This window comes from Ruegeria sp. HKCCD9138 (assembly GCF_057220975.1).
In genome coordinates this window covers 220,699-239,561 of sequence record NZ_JBWVAZ010000003.1, presented here as the reverse complement: position 1 = coordinate 239,561, position 18,863 = coordinate 220,699, and the positions used below count along the sequence as shown (strand labels likewise).

Annotated in this window: 18 protein-coding genes; 5 read left to right on the top strand and 13 right to left on the bottom strand. The window is 57.4% G+C overall.

Going from position 1 to position 18,863, the window contains the following annotated elements; genetic code table 11:
• Window positions 1-2 precede the first annotated feature (2 nt).
• From AC2TEL_RS07005 to AC2TEL_RS06970, 8 genes are all read right to left on the bottom strand, one after another.
• Window positions 3-971 carry a type II secretion system F family protein gene (locus AC2TEL_RS07005; RefSeq protein WP_480840697.1) on the bottom strand — a complete coding sequence of 323 codons (969 nt, stop codon included), beginning with the start codon at window positions 969-971 and terminating at the stop codon, window positions 3-5.
• 12 nt (window positions 972-983) lie between these two features.
• Window positions 984-2,429, bottom strand: coding sequence for a TadA family conjugal transfer-associated ATPase (locus AC2TEL_RS07000; RefSeq protein WP_480902868.1), 1,446 nt, complete (start codon window positions 2,427-2,429; stop codon window positions 984-986).
• Window positions 2,430-2,446: 17 nt separating this feature from the next.
• Window positions 2,447-3,679: a CpaE/TadZ family protein gene (locus AC2TEL_RS06995; RefSeq protein ID WP_480902865.1), complete on the bottom strand. Its 1,233-nt coding sequence runs from the start codon at window positions 3,677-3,679 to the stop codon at window positions 2,447-2,449.
• A 206-nt stretch (window positions 3,680-3,885) separates the two neighbouring features.
• The gene (locus AC2TEL_RS06990) at window positions 3,886-4,512 is read right to left on the bottom strand and encodes an OmpA family protein (RefSeq protein ID WP_480840691.1); all 627 of its coding nucleotides are present in this window, start codon (window positions 4,510-4,512) and stop codon (window positions 3,886-3,888) included.
• Window positions 4,513-4,528: 16 nt separating this feature from the next.
• The gene (locus AC2TEL_RS06985) at window positions 4,529-5,935 is read right to left on the bottom strand and encodes a type II and III secretion system protein family protein (RefSeq protein ID WP_480840689.1); all 1,407 of its coding nucleotides are present in this window, start codon (window positions 5,933-5,935) and stop codon (window positions 4,529-4,531) included.
• Window positions 5,936-6,130: 195 nt separating this feature from the next.
• Entirely contained in the window at window positions 6,131-7,006 is an 876-nt protein-coding gene (cpaB, locus tag AC2TEL_RS06980; protein WP_480840687.1) for a Flp pilus assembly protein CpaB, read from the bottom strand.
• A 169-nt stretch (window positions 7,007-7,175) separates the two neighbouring features.
• A complete protein-coding gene (locus AC2TEL_RS06975; protein ID WP_480840685.1) occupies window positions 7,176-7,370 on the bottom strand; it encodes a hypothetical protein in 195 nt (64 codons plus the stop codon).
• 111 nt (window positions 7,371-7,481) lie between these two features.
• On the bottom strand, window positions 7,482-7,685 hold the full coding sequence (locus AC2TEL_RS06970; protein ID WP_480840683.1) for a hypothetical protein: 204 nt from the start codon (window positions 7,683-7,685) through the stop codon (window positions 7,482-7,484).
• A 351-nt stretch (window positions 7,686-8,036) separates the two neighbouring features.
• On the opposite strand from AC2TEL_RS06970, the gene AC2TEL_RS06965 reads away from it, so the two are divergent.
• The gene (locus AC2TEL_RS06965; RefSeq protein ID WP_480902863.1) at window positions 8,037-8,903 is read left to right on the top strand and encodes a lytic transglycosylase domain-containing protein; all 867 of its coding nucleotides are present in this window, start codon (window positions 8,037-8,039) and stop codon (window positions 8,901-8,903) included.
• A 42-nt stretch (window positions 8,904-8,945) separates the two neighbouring features.
• On the opposite strand, the gene AC2TEL_RS06960 is transcribed toward AC2TEL_RS06965, so the two are convergent.
• The 5 genes from AC2TEL_RS06960 to tldD all read right to left on the bottom strand — a co-directional run bounded on the left by AC2TEL_RS06960 (window position 8,946) and on the right by tldD (window position 15,995).
• Window positions 8,946-9,572 carry a CoA transferase subunit B gene (locus tag AC2TEL_RS06960; protein WP_480902860.1) on the bottom strand — a complete coding sequence of 209 codons (627 nt, stop codon included), beginning with the start codon at window positions 9,570-9,572 and terminating at the stop codon, window positions 8,946-8,948.
• Window positions 9,572-10,276: a CoA transferase subunit A gene (locus AC2TEL_RS06955; RefSeq protein ID WP_480840677.1), complete on the bottom strand. Its 705-nt coding sequence runs from the start codon at window positions 10,274-10,276 to the stop codon at window positions 9,572-9,574. The genes AC2TEL_RS06960 and AC2TEL_RS06955 overlap by 1 nt, the downstream gene beginning before the upstream one ends.
• 127 nt (window positions 10,277-10,403) lie before the next feature.
• Window positions 10,404-13,043: a type I DNA topoisomerase gene (gene topA / locus AC2TEL_RS06950; protein WP_480902858.1), complete on the bottom strand. Its 2,640-nt coding sequence runs from the start codon at window positions 13,041-13,043 to the stop codon at window positions 10,404-10,406.
• A 154-nt stretch (window positions 13,044-13,197) separates the two neighbouring features.
• On the bottom strand, window positions 13,198-14,334 hold the full coding sequence (dprA, locus tag AC2TEL_RS06945; RefSeq protein WP_480902856.1) for a DNA-processing protein DprA: 1,137 nt from the start codon (window positions 14,332-14,334) through the stop codon (window positions 13,198-13,200).
• 239 nt (window positions 14,335-14,573) lie between these two features.
• Window positions 14,574-15,995, bottom strand: coding sequence for a metalloprotease TldD (gene tldD / locus AC2TEL_RS06940; RefSeq protein ID WP_480902853.1), 1,422 nt, complete (start codon window positions 15,993-15,995; stop codon window positions 14,574-14,576).
• Window positions 15,996-16,171: 176 nt separating this feature from the next.
• Here tldD and coxB point away from each other — a divergent pair, with 176 nt between their 5' ends.
• The 4 genes from coxB (at window position 16,172) to AC2TEL_RS06920 (ending at window position 18,856) form a co-directional block, all read left to right on the top strand.
• Window positions 16,172-17,083 carry a cytochrome c oxidase subunit II gene (gene coxB / locus AC2TEL_RS06935; protein WP_480902850.1) on the top strand — a complete coding sequence of 304 codons (912 nt, stop codon included), beginning with the start codon at window positions 16,172-16,174 and terminating at the stop codon, window positions 17,081-17,083.
• An 83-nt stretch (window positions 17,084-17,166) separates the two neighbouring features.
• Window positions 17,167-18,123 (top strand): heme o synthase, encoded by a 957-nt coding sequence (cyoE, locus tag AC2TEL_RS06930; RefSeq protein ID WP_480840667.1) that lies wholly within the window; start codon window positions 17,167-17,169, stop codon window positions 18,121-18,123.
• Window positions 18,120-18,281 carry a hypothetical protein gene (locus AC2TEL_RS06925; protein ID WP_480840665.1) on the top strand — a complete coding sequence of 54 codons (162 nt, stop codon included), beginning with the start codon at window positions 18,120-18,122 and terminating at the stop codon, window positions 18,279-18,281. Before cyoE ends, AC2TEL_RS06925 begins: the two co-directional genes overlap by 4 nt.
• Window positions 18,281-18,856 (top strand): cytochrome c oxidase assembly protein, encoded by a 576-nt coding sequence (locus tag AC2TEL_RS06920; RefSeq protein ID WP_480840663.1) that lies wholly within the window; start codon window positions 18,281-18,283, stop codon window positions 18,854-18,856. The genes AC2TEL_RS06925 and AC2TEL_RS06920 overlap by 1 nt, the downstream gene beginning before the upstream one ends.
• Window positions 18,857-18,863: the final 7 nt, after the last annotated feature.

Genomic DNA, 18,863 nt, shown 5'->3' with positions numbered 1-18,863 from the left:
CCTCAGACCTTGATGTTGGTGAGAATGCGCATGACGATCAGATTCAACGTCAGCATGATGCCGACAAAGAAACATGCCGGAATGAAATACGGGTGATCCAGAACCGAGTCATAGTAGTTCGGATCCTTGACCAGAATGAACACCAGACAGGCCACGGGAAAGCCGGACAGGAATTTCCCTGACCACTGTGCTTCGGCGGTGATCGCCTTGACGCGGCGGAACAGGCGGAACCGGGCGCGGATCACTTTGGCCAGGCCGGCCAGAATTTCAGCAAGGTTACCACCAGATTGCTGCTGAATGGACACCGCAACCGCAAGAAAGCGCAAATCCTGCATATCCAGGCGTTCAGCCATTTCCTTGAGTGCTTCGCCGACTTCCCGACCATAGGCAACTTCGTCCGAAATCACGCCGAACTCCGTCGCCAGAGGGTCTTCGACCTCTGACGCGACAATCTGAACGGAAGATGCGAAAGGGTTACCGACACGCAACGAGCGGACCATCAGTTCCACTGCGTCCGGAAGCTGCTCTTCAATCAGAGCCATCCGCTTTTTGGCCTTGTTGTTGACCCAGGCATAGACAGCACCAACACCGATGGCGACCGAAATCGCTGCACGCAGGGCAGCGTCAGTCGCCGTACCGATGCTAAGCGCCATGAAAGCCATGCCCGAAACCAGGGCCATGATCATGATCAGTTGCCGTGGGCTGAAAGCGATCGCAGCTTTCTGCGCCTTGTCCGCCAGCAGGGAATAAAGCGGAATGCTCTGGCTTTTCATGTGCTGCCGCATTTCCTTGCGCAGCTGTTCCAGAACCTGTTCGCGACCGACACCCTTGTCGATCATGTCGAGGCGGCGGTTGACCCGGCTGTTCAGGCTGATGGATTTTCCGAAGGCGACCAGATAGATACCTTCGACCAGAGCAAGAACGCCGACAAATATGGCGACATAGATAAGCGCCTCTGTTGGGAGTTGCATAACCCTGGTCTCCTACATCGTGGTTGGGTCGTAGATGGACGCCGGCAGATCAAAGCCCCACAGACGGAAGCGTTCCGAGAAGTGGCTGCGCACACCTGTTCCCGTGAAATGGCCGATGATCTTGTTGTCCGGAGTAAGTCCAACGCGTTGAAATTTAAAAATTTCCTGCATCGAGATCACGTCGCCTTCCATACCGGTGATCTCGGTGATCGAGGTCATGCGGCGCGAACCGTCCTGCAGGCGGCTGGCCTGTACAATCAGGTTCACAGCCGAGGCAATCTGACTACGCACCGCCTTGATCGGCATTTCGATCCCGGCCATGGCGATCATGTTTTCCAGACGCGAGATCCCGTCACGGGCCGAGTTGGCGTGGATCGTGGTCATCGAGCCGTCGTGACCGGTGTTCATGGCCTGCAACATGTCGATCACTTCGGCGCCGCGTGTCTCGCCCACGATAATGCGGTCGGGGCGCATACGCAGGGCGTTCTTCAGACAGTCGCGTGGGCTGACTTCCCCTTTGCCTTCGACGTTTGGCGGGCGGCTTTCCATCCGACCCACATGCGTCTGTTGAAGCTGGAGTTCCGCTGTGTCCTCGATGGTCAGGATACGTTCAGCGTCGTCGATAAAACTGGAAAGTGCGTTCAGCGTCGTCGTTTTACCGGAACCGGTACCGCCCGAAACGATGATGTTCAGGCGGGTGGACACGGCAGCCTGCAAATAGGCGGCCATTTCCTCGGTAAACGCGCCGAAACTAACCAGATCGTCAATGCCCAGCTTGTCTTTTTTGAACTTACGAATGGAAACCAACGAACCATCCACCGCGATTGGCGGCACCATGGCGTTGAAACGCGAGCCGTCGGCCAGACGGGCGTCAACATACGGGTTGGATTCATCGACACGACGACCCACGGCGGACACGATCTTGTCGATGATCCGCATCAGGTGCTTTTCGTCCTTGAATGTAATGTCGCTGATTTCCAGCTTGCCCGCGCGTTCCACGAAAATCTGTTGCGGGCCGTTCACCAGAATATCGTTGACGGAATCGTCTTGTAGAAGGGTCTCAAGCGGTCCCAACCCTGTGACTTCGTCATAGAGCTCTTTGTTCAGCTGCGTGCGGTCTTCACGGTTAAGAACAATGTTGCGGGCTTCCAGAACTTCGCTTGCAATCGCACTGATCTCGGCCCGCAATTCTGCCTCAGCGGCATTTTCCAGCGCAGCGAGGTTGAGATTTTCGAGCAGTTCCCGGTGCAGTTCCAGCTTGATCTCGCCCAAACGCTCTTTGCGTTTACGCTCTTTGTCGGTGCCGACAACCTCGGCCACCTTTTTCTTGATCGGTTTCCGAACCATTGCCGTGCTTTGCGAAACCTGTGCTTCAGGTGTAGTCGCAGCGGTTGCCCGAGCTTGTGGTTGCGCATCTACTGGCTGCGCGGCGGGTTGTTTCTTGTATCTTGAAAACACGGCGGCTCCCCTTCGTGCTATGCGGCCTCGGCGCTGCTGCTGCCCAGGCTATGAAGCGATTGCGCTAGCTTTGCGATTTCCCGTCGAAGCGGGTTTTTCGCGGCGGAACTTGCCAGGGGCAGACCGTGGTCACCGCTTTGCATGACCTGCTTGCCACCATCCGGCAGAAGCAAGTCAATCGAAATGCCCAGGCTTTCGCCCATGCGTTTGACCCGACCCTTGCCGCTGAGATCAGTGAATTTGGGTGCCCGGTTCATCGCAAACCGCAGCTTGTTGAACGGAAGTTCCTCGGCCTGCAGCGCGCGTTTCAGTCGCAGCGCGTTCTGGGCAGATCGCATGTCCAGTTCGAGCAAAGCAAAATAAACATGGGCGGCCTGCAAAACTGTTTCGGACCAATGCACCAACGTTTTCGGCATGTCGATAACCACATAGTCAAAATGCGCGCGGGCCGTGTCGATCACCCGCTGGACGTCTTCGGGCGTGATAATGTCCAATGGAACCATATCGGAGGGTGCCGTGAGGACCTGAAGCTTTTCTTCGAATGTCTGCAGTGACGTACCAAAGACTTCCTCGTCCATAGTGTCAGTGTCCGACAGCATTTCAAACACTGCCTCGTGCCGGGGAAGGTCCAGATAAGTCGAAACGGTACCGTACTGCAGATCCAGATCGATCAAACAGACCTTGGGTGCGTCTTTGTCAGATACAGTCGCAAGTTCCCAGGCAAGGTTGACGGCCAAAGTTGTTGCACCCACGCCACCGGCCAGTCCCTGTACAACAAACAGGGCGCCTTCCTTCGCTGAACTGTCCGACAGAGTAACTGCAGCCTGAGGGGCGACGACCGGATCGGGTTGATTCATCCGATCTATAGCTTCCTGCAATTCACCTTCGGGAAGCGGGTAGGGGACAAATTCGTCTGCACCTTTGCGCAGCAGCTGGTGCAGTGAAGCAGGCGTCACATCTTCTGCGATCAATACGACCTTGATGCCTTTTTCTTTGGCCTGGGTGATGATCTCGCCCATCAGGGTCAGGTTGTCTTCGTCCTCGCCATCAAGGGCCAGAGCGATAAACTGCAACGACTCGGCCTCGGGCTGGCTAAAAAATGCGAGTGCTTCGGCAAATCCCAGGTCACCCCACCTTTCCCCCAGCGAGGCTTCCATATCTTCGATAAGAAGATCGAAATTCTGAACGTCCCGGCTGACGGTGCAGGCCAGAATGCTTGTATTTTCGTCTTGCGGCGTCGCGCTCGTCATTAACACAATCCTCGTAGAGAGGGCTGAGCAAACCGCACAATCTTTGGAAGAAATGTTCTGGTCTGCTGTCGCCCTGGTGCGGTCAATCCTGGCCGCAGGTCACCCTATTGTTTTCAATGTCGCTTGAAAGTTGGGCGAGATTTAGGCGCAAAAGAACCAATTGTTGGGAATTGGGCGACGATGCCGCCCAATCACGTTTTATTGTCTTACTCGTCGCCACCGCCGAGATCGGGCTGCCAAGTCAATTCGCTTCTTGGTACGGCGCTCTCGACATATTCTCGGTAAATGACTTCGGCGTATTTGCCATCCAGGAGTTGCGGGTGCCGATCAACGAAACCGGAAACTGAGGTGACTGTGCGGCGATTACGCCGATCCCTGTTCGGTGTATCGATCAGGGGTCTGGACTTGCCGAAGGAAACAACCGCTTCCAACCTGTTCCGCGAGATGCCCTGCCGGGTAAGGAATGCAACCGCCGCATTGGCGCGGCGCTGGCCCAAGGCTTTGTTATAGGCCACAGACCCTACGGCGTCGGTGTGGCCGTATACACGGAACCGAGCCTCTGGGAATTGTTTGATCCAATCGGCCTGCTGCAACAGAATACGTTGAGCCGATGCATCAAGCTGTGCACTGTCAAAGGCAAAGTTGATCTGTGTTGGAACCTCGGCGGCAAAACGCTGGCCCAGTATCTGAGCATAGGACAATTCACCGTTTGTGACCTGGATATTGTTCAGTGTCGCATTTCCGAATGCGCCCTGGTCAATCTCATAGCCGGCTTCGCGGGTGCAACCTGCGAATGAGGCGGTAAGACCCAGGATGATGATCCACTTCTGCATTGGTCAATCCTCCCAATCAATCCAGGACGTAGCCGTAGGAGCTGCCAAAGTCCTGTTTGGCCACTTCTGAGGCTGCGCCGTTGCCCGCGCGCTCTGTTCGTGCGGTTTGGCCGTTAATGAACAGGTCAAACTCGCTGGGCGGTTTCACACGGTCCGTGGGCAGGGCAAGCGCCTCGCCCCGAGTCGGTGTCACCAGATGCACGGTAATGATAATTACCAATTCACTCTGCTCACGTTGGTATTGAGCACTGCGGAACAGCGCGCCCAGAATGGGTACGTCACCCAGCCATGGAATCTGATTGTTCAGATCGGTGAAATCATCCTGAAGCAGACCTGCAATCGCAAAACTCTCACCATCGCGCAGTTCAACTGTTGTGCTGGTCTGACGAACAATGAATGTCGGAACGGGATCGCCGTTGATGGACGTGTTGGAGTTGGGGTCGATACTCGAAACACCGGCGGTCAGTTCGAGATTGATCAGGTTTCCATCCACGACACGAGGAACAAAGTCGAGCTGGACCCCGAATGGACGGTACTCGATTGCGACCACACCATCGCCCTGCGGCACTGGAATCGGTACTTCTCCGCCTGCAAGGAATATCGCTTCCTGACCGGAAAGCGCAGACAGGTTTGGTTCCGCGAGACTGCGAACCATCCCTTTGGATTCAAGGGCTTCCAGTAACAACCGGACCTGCGTCGATCCAGCGCCAAAGCCAAACAGAATTGCGCCTGTGTTGGTTTGGGTTAACGGGATATTATTATTCAAAGCGTTGGTCAGAGCACCCTGCGTGTTCAAAGTATTGAAACCACCAGTGACATCGCCACCGCCGAAACCGAGTGATGCCGTCAGGCTCTTGGCGACGGACCGATTCATTTCGGCAAAGCGCACTTTCAGCATCACTTGCTGAACGCCGCCGACATTCATCAGGTTCGAAACGCGCTCGGGCGCATACCGCTCGGCGAGTTCTAGGGCACGGGCCAGTTTCGCGCTGCTGGACACTGTACCGGACAGCACGATCCCGTCATTTGCGGTGCGAACCTCGATTTGTTCGCTAGGCAAAATCTGACGCAGCCGTTCTTTAAATTCTGTGACATCCGGTGAAACACGAACCTGAACATTCGTGATCAGATTACCGGCACCGTCAAACAGCGTCAGCGTCGTCAGACCCGGCGCCTTACCCAGAACATAAATTGTGCGTTCTGAAAGCGATGAGATATCCGCGATACCAGCGTTCGCGATACTGAGTTCAGCGAAGGGGACTTCGCTTTCCACTACGATCGCGCGGTTAATGGGGACATCCAGCGATTCCGCCGTCCCCTTTTTCACCACGCGAAGATTTTCAGCCCAAGCGGCGTCGCCGATCGGGCCCATAACAAGCGTCAACCCCATTAGGGTTGCGCTGATCCAGGAACGTATTGTCATGTGACCTGCCTCTCCGATCACCACTATGTTTTTTCGGGTCTTGTGCCCTATGTCTCGGAACCCTGCGCGAAAACCAGTTTTTTTGCAATAATCAATGGTTTCTGGAATTTTCCTTATGTGGATAATGCGCAACAATGCAACGAAGAGGGCCGCGCAGAATGCGCGGCCCTCACTACCTAACAGTCTGATTAGGCGTCAGTTTGTGCAGGGTATTTGGGTCTCCACTGTCTCGCCGCCGCGACGGGTACGAATGGTGCAAACCTTCTTTTCAGCTTTAACGGGAGCCGGTGCCGCTTCTTTGATTCCCAGAAGCTTCCTCTGATCGACTTCTACCGCGCTGGCGATTGTTTCGTCCTGTACCCCTACTAATGCCAGTGACAGCCGCCCGGTGTTCTGAGCCTGGGCCAGCGCCGCAATCTGTTCCGGTGTCGCGGCAACGGTGACTGTGCGAGCAATCGTCGCTCCGGTGATGTCCGACCCAGCGGTTTGGTCTACGGCGATCAACTCGATGTTGGTTTGAATCAAACGGGTGATTTCTCCTCCCGCCCCATCAACCAGGCCGCGCAATGATCCGGTCCAATAGACATCGACCCTGTCGCCTGGGCGCAGGAAACCCGACACACCAGAGGATACGTCAACGCTGATGGCAAATGCGCGCATGCCCTTTTCGAGACGCGAGGTAAGCCCGGCTGCTTCACCGGGTCTTGTAATTTTCACTTCCATCACGGCTTCGTCTTTTTCCATCGCTCGCAGGATAAATCGGTCATTGTTGCCGGTTTCTGGAAAGAGCGCGGCCAAATCCACGAACGACCCCTCGGGAATCGCGTCTTCCGGCCAATGCACGACACGCACATCTTCTTGTGTCAGCTTTTCCCCGTACCGAAGCGATCGATTGGAGACGATAACGCCAACGGTCGGAACCGATTTGACGTTGGCCAGTGCCTCTTCACGCAGTTGCCTCTCCAGTGCCAGTTGGGCCTGATTCTCTGAAATATAGTCGCGGGCCAAATAGACAGCCCCCCCAGCCAGGGCGACCCCGATAACCAGAACAAGTCCAAAAACAGCTCGCATTTGTCCCTCGTCTCTTCTTTGTTTGCGATACCAAGATGCCCAGCATCACTTCTGTTCGAAATTCACAGTAAGTCCCAATTGTGTTCAAAAATGGGACAATCCTGAATTTTGTAAGCTATTTCGCGAAATGATGTGCGAAATCTGAGCGGAAGTGCCCAGCGCTGGTCAATTAGTCGAAGGAAATCGGATCGACCTGAATGTTCGCGAGGGCTTCCCCGTTTTTTCTGTCGATCTCTTCAATTGGTCCACTCAGGTAGTAGTACATCAACGCTCCCAGGCCAACAATGCCTGCGGTCAACACTACCCAGTCGACTGTAATTGCGCCGCTTTCATCCGGCCCAAAGAGTTTTAGTTGGGTCAGCATAAGGTCACCAATTCAACAGTGGTTAAAAACAAGGGGTCATGCCTCTATCCAAGACATGACCCCCACACACGACTTTACGTCGATACAGTTAGGCTATTCCGCAGTCGCGGATTAGTTGCTGTTGCCCAGGTTGATCGAGCCAACATTTGCACCCTGCAGGGCGCTGTTCACGTCGCCCGCCAGATCGCTGGTGCCGGTGCGAACTTGGTTGTATGCGATGGCTGCCAGAGCAACAACGGCTGCGGTCAAAACGACCCAGTCAACGGTTACGGCGCCGTCTTCGTCTTTACGGAAGTTCTTGATGAACTTGATCATGTTACGTCCCTCCTAAAGGATCAAAAGTAATTTAACCTCGGCGTCTTCCAGAGCATTCTCTCTCAGTCCGCTCCCGATCGTCTCGGTATGGCACTATGTTTGACGGGTCGGCGTGGCAGGAATTGGGCCAAACGGCATTTTTTTCTCTCTAAGCTTAACTTTTTGTTGGGGATTTTTGTAACCATCAGATTTTAAACAAAAAATAGTTTGAACTTTTCTGTTGGTACGTATCCAGGCGGTGCAAAATTGCGCCAAATGAGGCAAAATTGCCCCAATTCGCTTTGTTTTTCTGGCGTTGCAGGCCGATTCAGAGTTCAAATTCAACCAAAAGACGAATTGAGGCAGGCAAAGATGGTTTTTAGAAACGCTCTTGTGAGCGCAATTGCTGCGGTGTTGCTGACGACCGATGCGTCCACAGTGTTCGCCGCCGATCAGGAACCGCGCGGTGTTTACAAACGTATCAAAGCGCCCAAACCGGGCAGCCGTCCCCGTGTGACCGTTCAAATCTCTCCTGAAGAACATGCAGCGCAACCTTCAGCGCCCAGTACCGGTGCAGAATTGGTCGTACCTAAAATTATCGCGCGTACCAAAGTCCCGCCAGGAAACCTGCCACAGGCCGGGGCTGCCTCTAAACCCGTTGGCTCTTACAAAGCGTTCTGGAACCGAGTTTCTCCGGATCTGGCAAATGCCAGTTCTGGCCGACTGACCGAAGCAATTCAGGCTTTGGCGTCGACCGGAGTAGCGTCGCCACGACTGCAGACGCTTCAGGACATTGCGCAGAAGCGCGGCGTGGATATCCTTCGCTCAACCGTTGGAACCAAGGTTTCTCCGGCGCTGGTGCTGGCGGTGATCTCTGTTGAGTCGGCTGGACGGGATAAAGCAGTTAGTTCTGCCGGGGCGCAGGGTTTGATGCAATTGATGCCTGCAACGGCGGCCAGATTCGGCGTCAAGGACAGCCTCGTGCCCGAGCAGAACATTGCCGGAGGAGTCAAATACCTCAACTGGCTCATGGAAGAGTTCGGCAACGACCCGATTCTGGTTCTGGCAGGATACAATGCCGGTGAGGGGGCTGTGCACAAGCACAGCGGAGTGCCGCCTTATGCGGAAACACGCGACTACGTTCCCAAGGTGTTGGCCGCCTTTCAGGTGGCCAAGGCCTTATGCGCCACGCCGCCCGAGTTGATCTCGGATGGATGCGTATTCCAAACACTGAACTAACAAAGGCCCGCTCGATTGGCGGGCCTTAACTCTGGTGGGACGTCAGTTGACGATTTTCGCCTCGGTCGCCGCCCGAATCTCATCCTCGGTGACACCTTCAGCAAGTTCAACGATTTTCAGGCCACCTTCGACCACATCCAGAACACCCAGATTGGTGATGATGCGGTTGACGACCTTTTTGCCGGTCAGGGGCAGAGTGCATTTCTTCAGCAGCTTGGACTTGCCGTGCTTGTTGGTGTGATCCATCACCACGATCACACGGCCCACACCGGCCACAAGATCCATCGCGCCACCCATGCCTTTGACCAGCACGCCGGGGATCATCCAGTTGGCCAGATCGCCTTCCTCGTCCACCTCCATCGCGCCCAGAACGGCCGCGGCGATCTTGCCGCCCCGGATCATTGCAAAGGATGTGGCGCTGTCGAAGTACGAGGTGCGGGACAATTCGGTGATCGTCTGCTTGCCGGCGTTGATCAGGTCGGGGTCTTCCTCGCCCTCAAAGGGGAAGGGGCCCATGCCCAACATGCCGTTTTCGGATTGCAGGGTGATGTCCTTGTCCCCCACATAGTTCGCCACCAGCGTCGGAATGCCGATGCCGAGGTTCACATACATGCCGTCTTCCAGCTCTTGCGCCGCGCGGGCGGCCATCTGATTGCGGTCCCAGGGCATTATGCGTCCTCCTTCTTGCGGGTGGTGCGCTGTTCGATGCGCTTTTCGTGCTCGCCCTGAATGATGCGATGCACGTAGATACCGGGCAGGTGGATCGAGTCCGGGTCCAAGGAGCCGCGGGGAACGATTTCCTCGACTTCCGCAATACAGACCTTGCCGCAGGTCGCAGCAGGTACATTGAAGTTACGCGCAGTCTTGCGGAAGATCAGGTTGCCGGTGTCGTCGGCTTTCCAGGCTTTGACAATGGCGAGGTCGGCAAAGATTCCCTCTTCCATGATGTAGGTCTCGCCGTTGAAATCCTTATGCTCTTTGCCTTCGGCAATCACCGTACCTACGCCGGTCTTGGTGTAGAATCCGGGGATGCCCGCACCACCCGCGCGCATACGCTCGGCCAGTGTTCCTTGCGGGTTGAATTCCAGCTCAAGTTCCCCGGCCAGGTACTGACGCATGAATTCCGCGTTCTCGCCGACGTAAGAGCTGATCATCTTCTTGACCTGCTTGGTCTGCAGCAGGATGCCGATACCGAAATCATCAACGCCCGCGTTGTTCGAGGCAAAGGTCAGGTCCTGAGCGCCCGACTCCCTGATCGCTTCCAGCAGCAGTTCGGGAATGCCGCACAGACCGAACCCGCCTGCGGCAATCAGCATGCCATCCTCGAGCACCCCATCGAGTGCCTCGGTGGCATTGGCATAGATTTTCTTCATGGAAAACTCCCCCAATGACATGGTGATGGGCAGGTTGTGCCGCCACGTCACGGGGAAGTCAATGAAACCAAGGGGTCAGTGGTATTTCTACCTAACGCAGCCGACCGAGGCCGGCCACACGACCGGTTCAGCCTGCCGCGTTCTTGCTTGCCTTCTTGGCCGCTGCTTTCTTTTTCGGTGCCGCTTTCCGCTTGGTTCCCTTCTTGGCCGCCTTTTCGTTGGCCAATTCCACGGCCATTTCCAGCGTCACGTCCTCGGGTTTTATGTCCTTGGGCAAGGTCGCGTTGACCTTTTCCCATTTCACATAAGGCCCATAGCGCCCATCCAAAACCTGAATCGCGCCACCGTCAGGGTGCTCGCCCAGCTCTTTCAACGGTTTCGCCGCCGCCTGTCCACGCCGCCCTGGATTGGCGCGTTTTTCGGCAAGCAACTCCACCGCCCGGTTCATGCCGATCTCGAACACGTCGTTGGGGTCCTTCAGGTTGGCATATACCGGTTTCGCCTCGTCCGGCAGTTGATGCATCAGATACGGCCCGAAGCGCCCGAAATTTGAACTGATCATCCCTCCGTCGGGATGTTCGCCGATCTGACGCGGCAGGCTGAGCAAGGTCAGCGCCTTTTCCAGATCCATGTCGTCCTTACTCCATCCGCGCGGCAGCGACGCGCGCGGTGGCTTTTTGTTTTCGGGTGTTGGCTCACCGCGCTGGACATAGGGACCAAAGCGACCGGATTTCAGCCAGATCTCATCGCCTGCATCTTCGCCGAGCAAACGTTCGTCACCTTCCGCGCCCTCTCCTGCGATGGGGCGCGTATAGTTGCATTCCGGGTAATTGCCGCAGCCCACAAATCCGCCGGTGCGCGACGTCTTCAAGTGCAACCGGCCAACACCGCATTTCGGGCAGATGCGCGGGTCCGAGCCGTCTTCGCGCGGGGGATAAAGCTGGGGCGCCAAGGCCTCGTCCAGCTTGTCCAGCACTTCGGAAATACGCAGTTCAGATGTCTCGCCGATTGCCGCTGAGAAATCGCGCCAGAACTTGCCTAAAAGGTCCTTGTAATCCCGATCACCGGCGCTGACATCGTCTAGCTGTTCTTCCAGGTTCGCGGTGAACTCGTACCCGACATACTGGCGGAAGAAGTTCAGCAGGAAAATCGTGACGATCCGACCCTTTTCCTCGGGGATCAGCCGGTTCTTGTCCTTGCGCACATAGCCGCGATCCTGAATCGTGGTCACGATCGAGGCATAGGTCGACGGCCGCCCGATTCCCAGCTCCTCCATCCGCTTGACCAGAGTTGCCTCGGTATAGCGCGGTGGGGGTTGTGTGTGGTGTTGCAGGGCAAGCACGGACTCGTTTTCGGACAGAATAGCCTCTTTCGCGACCTTGTCGCCGTTGCCGCTCGTCGCCTTGGCGAACTGATCGCGCAGCGAGGTCTTGGCAAACGGGGCAGGATCGCCCTGAGCGATCTGGGGCAGGCGTTTTTCGTCGTCATCGGCCACATCGTCGCGGCCTTCTTCGTAAACACGCATGAAGCCGTCGAACAACACCACCTGACCGGTCGCACGCAGGCCAACCTGACCGTCGTCGCTGCCGATCTCGACTGTCGTGCGCTCCAGACGGGCAGCGGACATCTGGCAGGAAATGGTGCGTTTCCAGATCAGATCATAGAGCTTTCGCTGATCTTCATCGGTCACCTTCAACGCCTTGGCATCGCGCGACATATCCGTGGGGCGGATACATTCGTGGGCTTCCTGAGCGTTCTTGGCCTTGTTTTTATACATCCGCGGGCTGTCCGGCACATATTCCGCACCATACCGGTCGGCGATTACCTCACGAGTAGCAGCCACGGCCTCGGGCGCCATGTCGATGCCGTCGGTCCGCATATAAGTAATGTAGCCGGCCTCGTAGAGCCGTTGTGCCACCTGCATTGCGTGCCGCGCGCCCATACCGAATTTGCGGCTGGCCTCCTGTTGCAACGTCGAAGTCATGAACGGTGCGCTGGGGTTGCGCGCGGCTGGCTTGGCCTCGACCGAGGTGACGCTCAGCGCGCGGCTGGTGATCGCCTGCACAGCCAATTCGGCCTGAGTGGCGTTGGCCAGATCGTGCTTGTCTAGTTTTTTGCCGGCCAGCGTGACCAGCCGCGCCTCATAAGTCTGACCGCGCGGTGTTTCGAACAGCGCCCGGACCGACCAGTATTCGACGGGTTTGAACGCCTCGATCTCCATCTCGCGCTCGACGATCAGACGAAGGCAGACCGATTGCACCCTTCCGGCGGATTTCGCGCCTGGCAGCTTGCGCCACAGAACCGGCGACAGGTTGAATCCTACCAGATAGTCCAGCGCGCGGCGGGCCAGATAGGCCTCGACCAAGGGCATATCCACCTCGCGCGGGTTCTGCATTGCCTGGGTCACCGCTTCCTTGGTGATGGCGTTGAACGTGACGCGGCTGACCGGCGTGTCCTTCTTGATCGAGCGGCGCTTGGTCAGCGCCTCCTGCAAGTGCCAACTGATTGCTTCACCCTCGCGATCAGGGTCGGTGGCGAGGATCAGGGCGTTGTCTTCTTTCAGCGCGTCAGCGATGGCCTTTACGTGTTTGCGGCTGTCATTCCCGACTTCCCATTTCATCGAGAATTCATGGTCTGGATCGACCGATCCGTCCTTGGGCGGCAGGTCGCGAACATGGCCGTACGAGGCCAGAACCGTGTAGTCGGGCCCCAGATATTTATTGATCGTTTTTGCCTTGGCCGGGGATTCTACAACAACTACGGGCATTTAGGGGAAAACCTCGCTCGACGAATTTGGCGCCTTCTATGGCCGTGCAAAATGTGTGGGGGAAGGCGGAATTGTCAATGCGTTCCTTGAATTCTTCGAAAGATGCGGCGATTTCAGTCAGATACATTCGGTTTCGCGCCGACTGCGCCAAGCGTCAGCTTGCCAGTGACAGAAGACCGCCGGGTTGTCTGTGGATTCGCCCGTCCAGTTCCAGCTCGACCAGCGCGGGTCCGATTTCACCCGCCGAGGCCGAGACATCGCGCAGCAATTGGTCTTCTGCAATCGGGGACGGTCCAAGTCGCGCCAGTATCTGTGCGTGTAACTCCCTTGCATCCGTATGGGGCCGTTCATCATTGTCAAAAACTGGGTCCGACGCAGGAGAGTCAAACAAGTCACCTTGCGGCGGCAATGCATCGATGACATCGGCGGCAGACCTAACCAGAGTTGCGCCATCGCGGATCAACAGGTTGCAGCCCGCGGCTCGCGCGTCAAAGGGATGGCCGGGAACAGCCAGCACCTCGCGCCCCTGATCCAGTGCGTCGCGCGCCGTGATCAGGCTGCCCGATTTCGCTGCGGCTTCGACGACCACAACGGCTTGAGCCAACCCGGATATGATCCGGTTGCGGCGCGGAAAGTGACGCGCCTGTGGGGTGACGCCCATCGGTTGTTCCGACAAACGCAATCCGTTCTCGATGATACTGCACGCCAGGTCCGTGTTTTCCGCCGGATAGACCACATCGACGCCCCCGGCCATAACGGCGACAGTGCCCGAATCCAAAGCGGCAAGGTGGGCCGAAGTGTCAATGCCGCGCGCCAGTCCGGACACCACGATGTATCCCTTCTCACCCAGTTCTTTTGCCAAACCGCGCGCCATTCGCGCGCCCAGCGACGAGCAATTGCGGGCGCCAACCATGGCAATCGCCGGGCGTTTCAGTACCGAGGTATCGCCTATCGCCCATAGTAGAGGCGGCGCGTCGGTCACATCGTGCAGGGCTGAAGGAAAGTCGGCGGCCCCAAGGCACAGAAGCCGCGCCTTGGCGGCTTTTGCGGCCTTGAGTTCCGCCTCGATCACGCCGGGCGGGCAGACTTCATACCCTTCGATTCCGGCGGCGCGTGCCATTTCCGGCAGCGCGGCCAGCGCGTTCTGCGCCGAGCCATGTTCGCGCAGCAGCCGACGAAACGTCGCCGGGCCAACCTTGCGCGAGCGCAACAGACGAAGCCAGGAAAACCGATCCTCTTCCGTGGTGGGTGGGAGTGTGGGGTGATTGGAAGAAAGCTGCTCTTCGGTCATCCGATGCTCCGCCTGGTTGCAGAACTGGTTTACGGGATGTGGGGTTAACAGCTTGTGAATCCGCGAAAATTCTATGCAAAACTTCCGAGAATTTTGAGGGGTAATCTTATATATATTTGATTTTAAACGGAAAGTTTTGTGTTCCGTTTGCGTTTCGACACGCGCAGAGTTGAGCGAATCCTCGGAGCGCGCGGCGTCAAGTTAACCTTGCGCCGCGCGCATTTGGTGTGGACGGCGACTCAGGCAGCCGATCCGCCGACGGTCAGACCGTCCATCAGGACAGTCGGTTGTCCCACTCCAACCGGCACCCACTGGCCGTCCTTGCCACATGTTCCCATGCCGGGATCCAGCGCCATGTCGTTGCCCAGCCCGCGAATACGCCTGAGCGCTGACGGGCCGTCTCCGATCAGGGTCGCGCCTTTCACAGGGGCGCCAATCTTGCCGTTCTCGACGCGATAAGCCTCAGTGCAAGAGAACACGAATTTACCGTTGGTGATATCCACCTGACCGCCGCCGAACCCAACGGCCCAGATGCCATCTTTGATATCGGCAACCAACGCGGCTGGATCGGAATCGCCGCCCAGCATGATTGTGTTGGTCATACGTGGCATGGGTTTGTGCGCATAGCTTTGCCGCCGCCCATTGCCTGTGGGCGAAACGCCCATCAGGCGGGCATTTTGTCGGTCCTGCATATATCCTGTCAGTACGCCGTCTTCGATCAGCACGGTCCGTGAACTGGGCGTGCCTTCGTCATCCACTGTGATCGAGCCGCGCCGATCGGCAATCGTGCCGTCATCGACCACCGTCACGCCTTTTGAGGCAATCCGTTTTCCCATCAGACCGGCAAAAGCCGAACTGCCCTTGCGGTTGAAATCACCCTCAAGCCCGTGGCCGATGGCTTCGTGCAGCAGAATGCCCGGCCAGCCGGGACCAAGCGCGACTTCCATCACGCCGGCAGGGGCGGGGACGGCTTCCAAGTTGACCATGGCAATTCGCAACGCTTCGCGAACTTTGTCCTGCCAGTCGGCAGAATCGATCAACCCATCCAGACCGACCCGACCGCCGCCGCCAGCCGAGCCGCTTTCCCGACGACCGTTCTGTTCAACGATGACCGAGACATTCAGCCGGGTCATTGGGCGCACATCGCGGACCAGAACGCCGTCGGGGCGCAGAATTTCCACTTCCTGTACGGCGGCGGCGATCGTTGCGCTGACTTGAACGACCCGTGGGTCGAGGTCACGGGCGAAGGCATCAATGGCGCGGAGGGTCTCGATCTTGACCGGGAAATCCGCGGACTCGATCGGGTCTTCATCCGTATAGAGTCGGATGTTTGTGGCGCGCGGTGCCTCGGCCAGCGTTCCACCGCCGTCACCAACAGCCAGACGTGCGGTTTCCGCAGCCCGTTTCAAAGCAGGGATCGAGACATCTGTCGCGTGCGCATATCCGGCTACCTCACCTTGTACGGCGCGCAGACCGAACCCTTCGGACGCATCATAAGATGCCGTGCGCAATCGCCCGTCGTCAAACACCAGAGACTCGGATTTTCGGCGCTCTACGAACAGTTCGCCATCCTCGGCGCCAGCGGTCGCACCCTGTAGAATTGACAGGGCTTCGTCCTTCGGAAGGGCGCTCTCAAAGGGGCGAAACGGGTCGTTGGGCATCGGTTGGGACCTTTCGGGTTTGATCCAGATCAAAAATAGCGTCTGTTTGACGCAAGCATTTTGCTTTATCTACCCGCAGGAATATGGTTTTTAACGCGGCCAAAGACAACGGGTGAGGTGTGACCGATTCACGCCTTTTCGCCAGGGACGCAAAGATCAAACGATCAGGACAGAACATGAAGAATGCTTTGATGCTTTCGGGGCTTGCAACTGCCCTCTCCAGCCTTCCCGCCATGGCTCAGGAGCTTGAGATTATTGGCAAGCCGGTCGATGGCGGCATGGGTTTCCAGCCTGCGGCGACCAGCCTTGCCGAGGGGATTCATCGTCTGGACGGAATGATTCTGGTGATCATCACCGCCATCTGCCTGTTCGTGGCGGGCCTGCTGGTCTACTGCATCGTGCGCTATAACCAACGCGTGAACCCGACACCCGCGCGATTCTCGCACTATACCCCGGTCGAGATCGCTTGGACCCTGGGCCCGATCCTGATTCTGGTCTTTATCGGGGCTTTCTCGCTGCCGGTTCTGTTCAAACAGCAGGAGATTCCCGAAGGGGACGTCGTCATCAAAGTGGTCGGCAACCAGTGGTACTGGACCTACGAATACGTTGATCATGACTTTGCGTTCGACAGCTATCTGTTGGGGCACCCGGCCACACTGGACGAAAGCGCGCGGCCTGAGGATGCAGATGTCACGCCGTTTGTTCTGGATGACGCCATGCGCGCCAAGCTGACCGATGCGGGCTACGGTGAAGACGAGTGGCTGCTGGCGACGGACACCGCAGTGGTTGTGCCGGTTGGCAAGATCATCGTCATGCAGGTGACAGCGTCCGATGTGATCCATTCCTGGACGATTCCGTCCTTTGGTGTGAAGCAGGATGGTGTTCCGGGACGTCTGGCCGAACTGTGGTTCCAGGCCGACAAGGAAGGTGTCTATTTCGGTCAGTGCTCGGAACTCTGCGGTAAGGACCACGCCTACATGCCGATCACCGTCAAAGTGGTCAGCGAAGAGGCTTATGAGCAGTGGCTGCAGGGCGCTCTGGAAGAGTATGCGGGCCAGCCTGCCGTTTACCAGGTTGCCTCGAACTAAGATCCGGCGCGGGCCAGCACCCGCGCGTTGAATAAGACGGGCTGCGCGGCATTCGCGCAGCTTTCGCCCCTGAAGGACCGGACATGAGCGACGCAAGCATCAATGCCAGCACAGTGACCGCCAAGACCCACGCGGACGAGGCCAGCTTTGGCGATTACTTCGCCCTGCTTAAGCCGCGTGTGATGTCGCTGGTCGTGTTCACCGCCTTGGTGGGGTTGCTGGCTGCTCCGGTCCCTGTGCACCCGTTCGTCGGATTCTGCGCGATCCTGTTCATCGCCATCGGCGGTGGCGCCTCCGGCGCCCTGAACATGTGGTGGGATGCGGATATCGACAAAGTGATGAAGCGCACAAAAGGGCGCCCGATCCCGTCCGGTAAAGTCGAAGAAGGCGAAGCTCTGGCGCTTGGACTGGCTCTGTCGGGGTTGTCCGTCATCATGCTGGGCCTGGCGACGAACTGGTTCGCAGGCGCTTTTCTGGCCTTCACTATCTTTTTCTATGTCGTCGTTTACACGATGTGGCTGAAACGCTTGACACCGCAGAACATTGTTATCGGTGGCGCAGCCGGAGCGTTTCCCCCGGTGATCGGCTGGGTTGCGGCCACCGGATCGATGTCGATCGAACCATGGCTGATGTTTGCCCTGACCTTCATGTGGACCCCTCCGCATTTCTGGGCGCTGGCCCTGTTCATGCGGTCTGATTATGACGATGCAGGTGTTCCGATGCTGACGGTCACTCATGGCCGCCGCGCGACCCGCACGCATATCTTGGTCTACACCGGGTTGCTGGCGGTATTGGCCATCGGCACGGCATTTTCCGACATTGGCGGGCCGGTTTACCTGACTGTCGCACTGGTGATGAACGCCCTGTTCCTGCGAGGTGCAGGGCGGATTTCGCGACGGTCAGAGGAAGAAGCAGAGGCGGATAACTTCAAGGCCGAACGCACTTTCTTCAAGCTGTCGTTGCTCTATCTCTTCCTGCACTTCGGCGCAATTCTCGCTGAGGCGCTGTTGAAACCTTATGGGTTGGGAGGCTGGTCATGAGTCTGCGGAAAAGCCATGAATTGCATCAACGTCGGTTCGGTCGAAACCTTGGCGTGGGCCTGACCTTGGCCGCGTTCATCGTTATCATTTTCGGCCTGACGGTTGTCAAAGTTTCAGGCACTGATTTCGGTGTGGCCACACAAGAGGTGCAGAACTGATGGCACTGTCGGGTCCGCAGAAAACCGTAGTGCAGACAGTAGGCGTGGTCGTGCTGATGGGCAGCCTCGCCTGGGCCGCTGTGCCGTTTTATGACTGGTTCTGCCGCGTCACTGGTTTCGGCGGAACTACCGGTGTGGCCGAGACGGCGCCCGAGGACATTCTGGACCGGACCGTGACGGTCCGCTTTGATGCCTCGAAAGCCAAGGATATGGCTTGGGAGTTCAAGCCGGTCGAACGTGAGATGGAAGTGCGCATCGGCGAGACGGGGCTGGCATTTTATGAGGCTTACAATCCGACCGACCGCCCCATTGCCGGGCAGGCGTCCTACAACGTGGCACCATATTCAGCCGGTGGCTATTTCCAGAAAATAGCCTGTTTCTGCTTTGAAGAGCAGGTGCTGGAGCCCGGCGAGCGGGTGCAGATGCCGGTGACTTTCTTCGTCGATCCGGAAATGGTCGAAGATCTGGAAGCCAGGTATGTTCATACGATCACTCTGTCGTATACATTCTACGAAATTGACCTGCCCGAGGGCTATGCCGCCCTTGACGCGCAGGCAGATACAAACACGAACTAACGCCTGT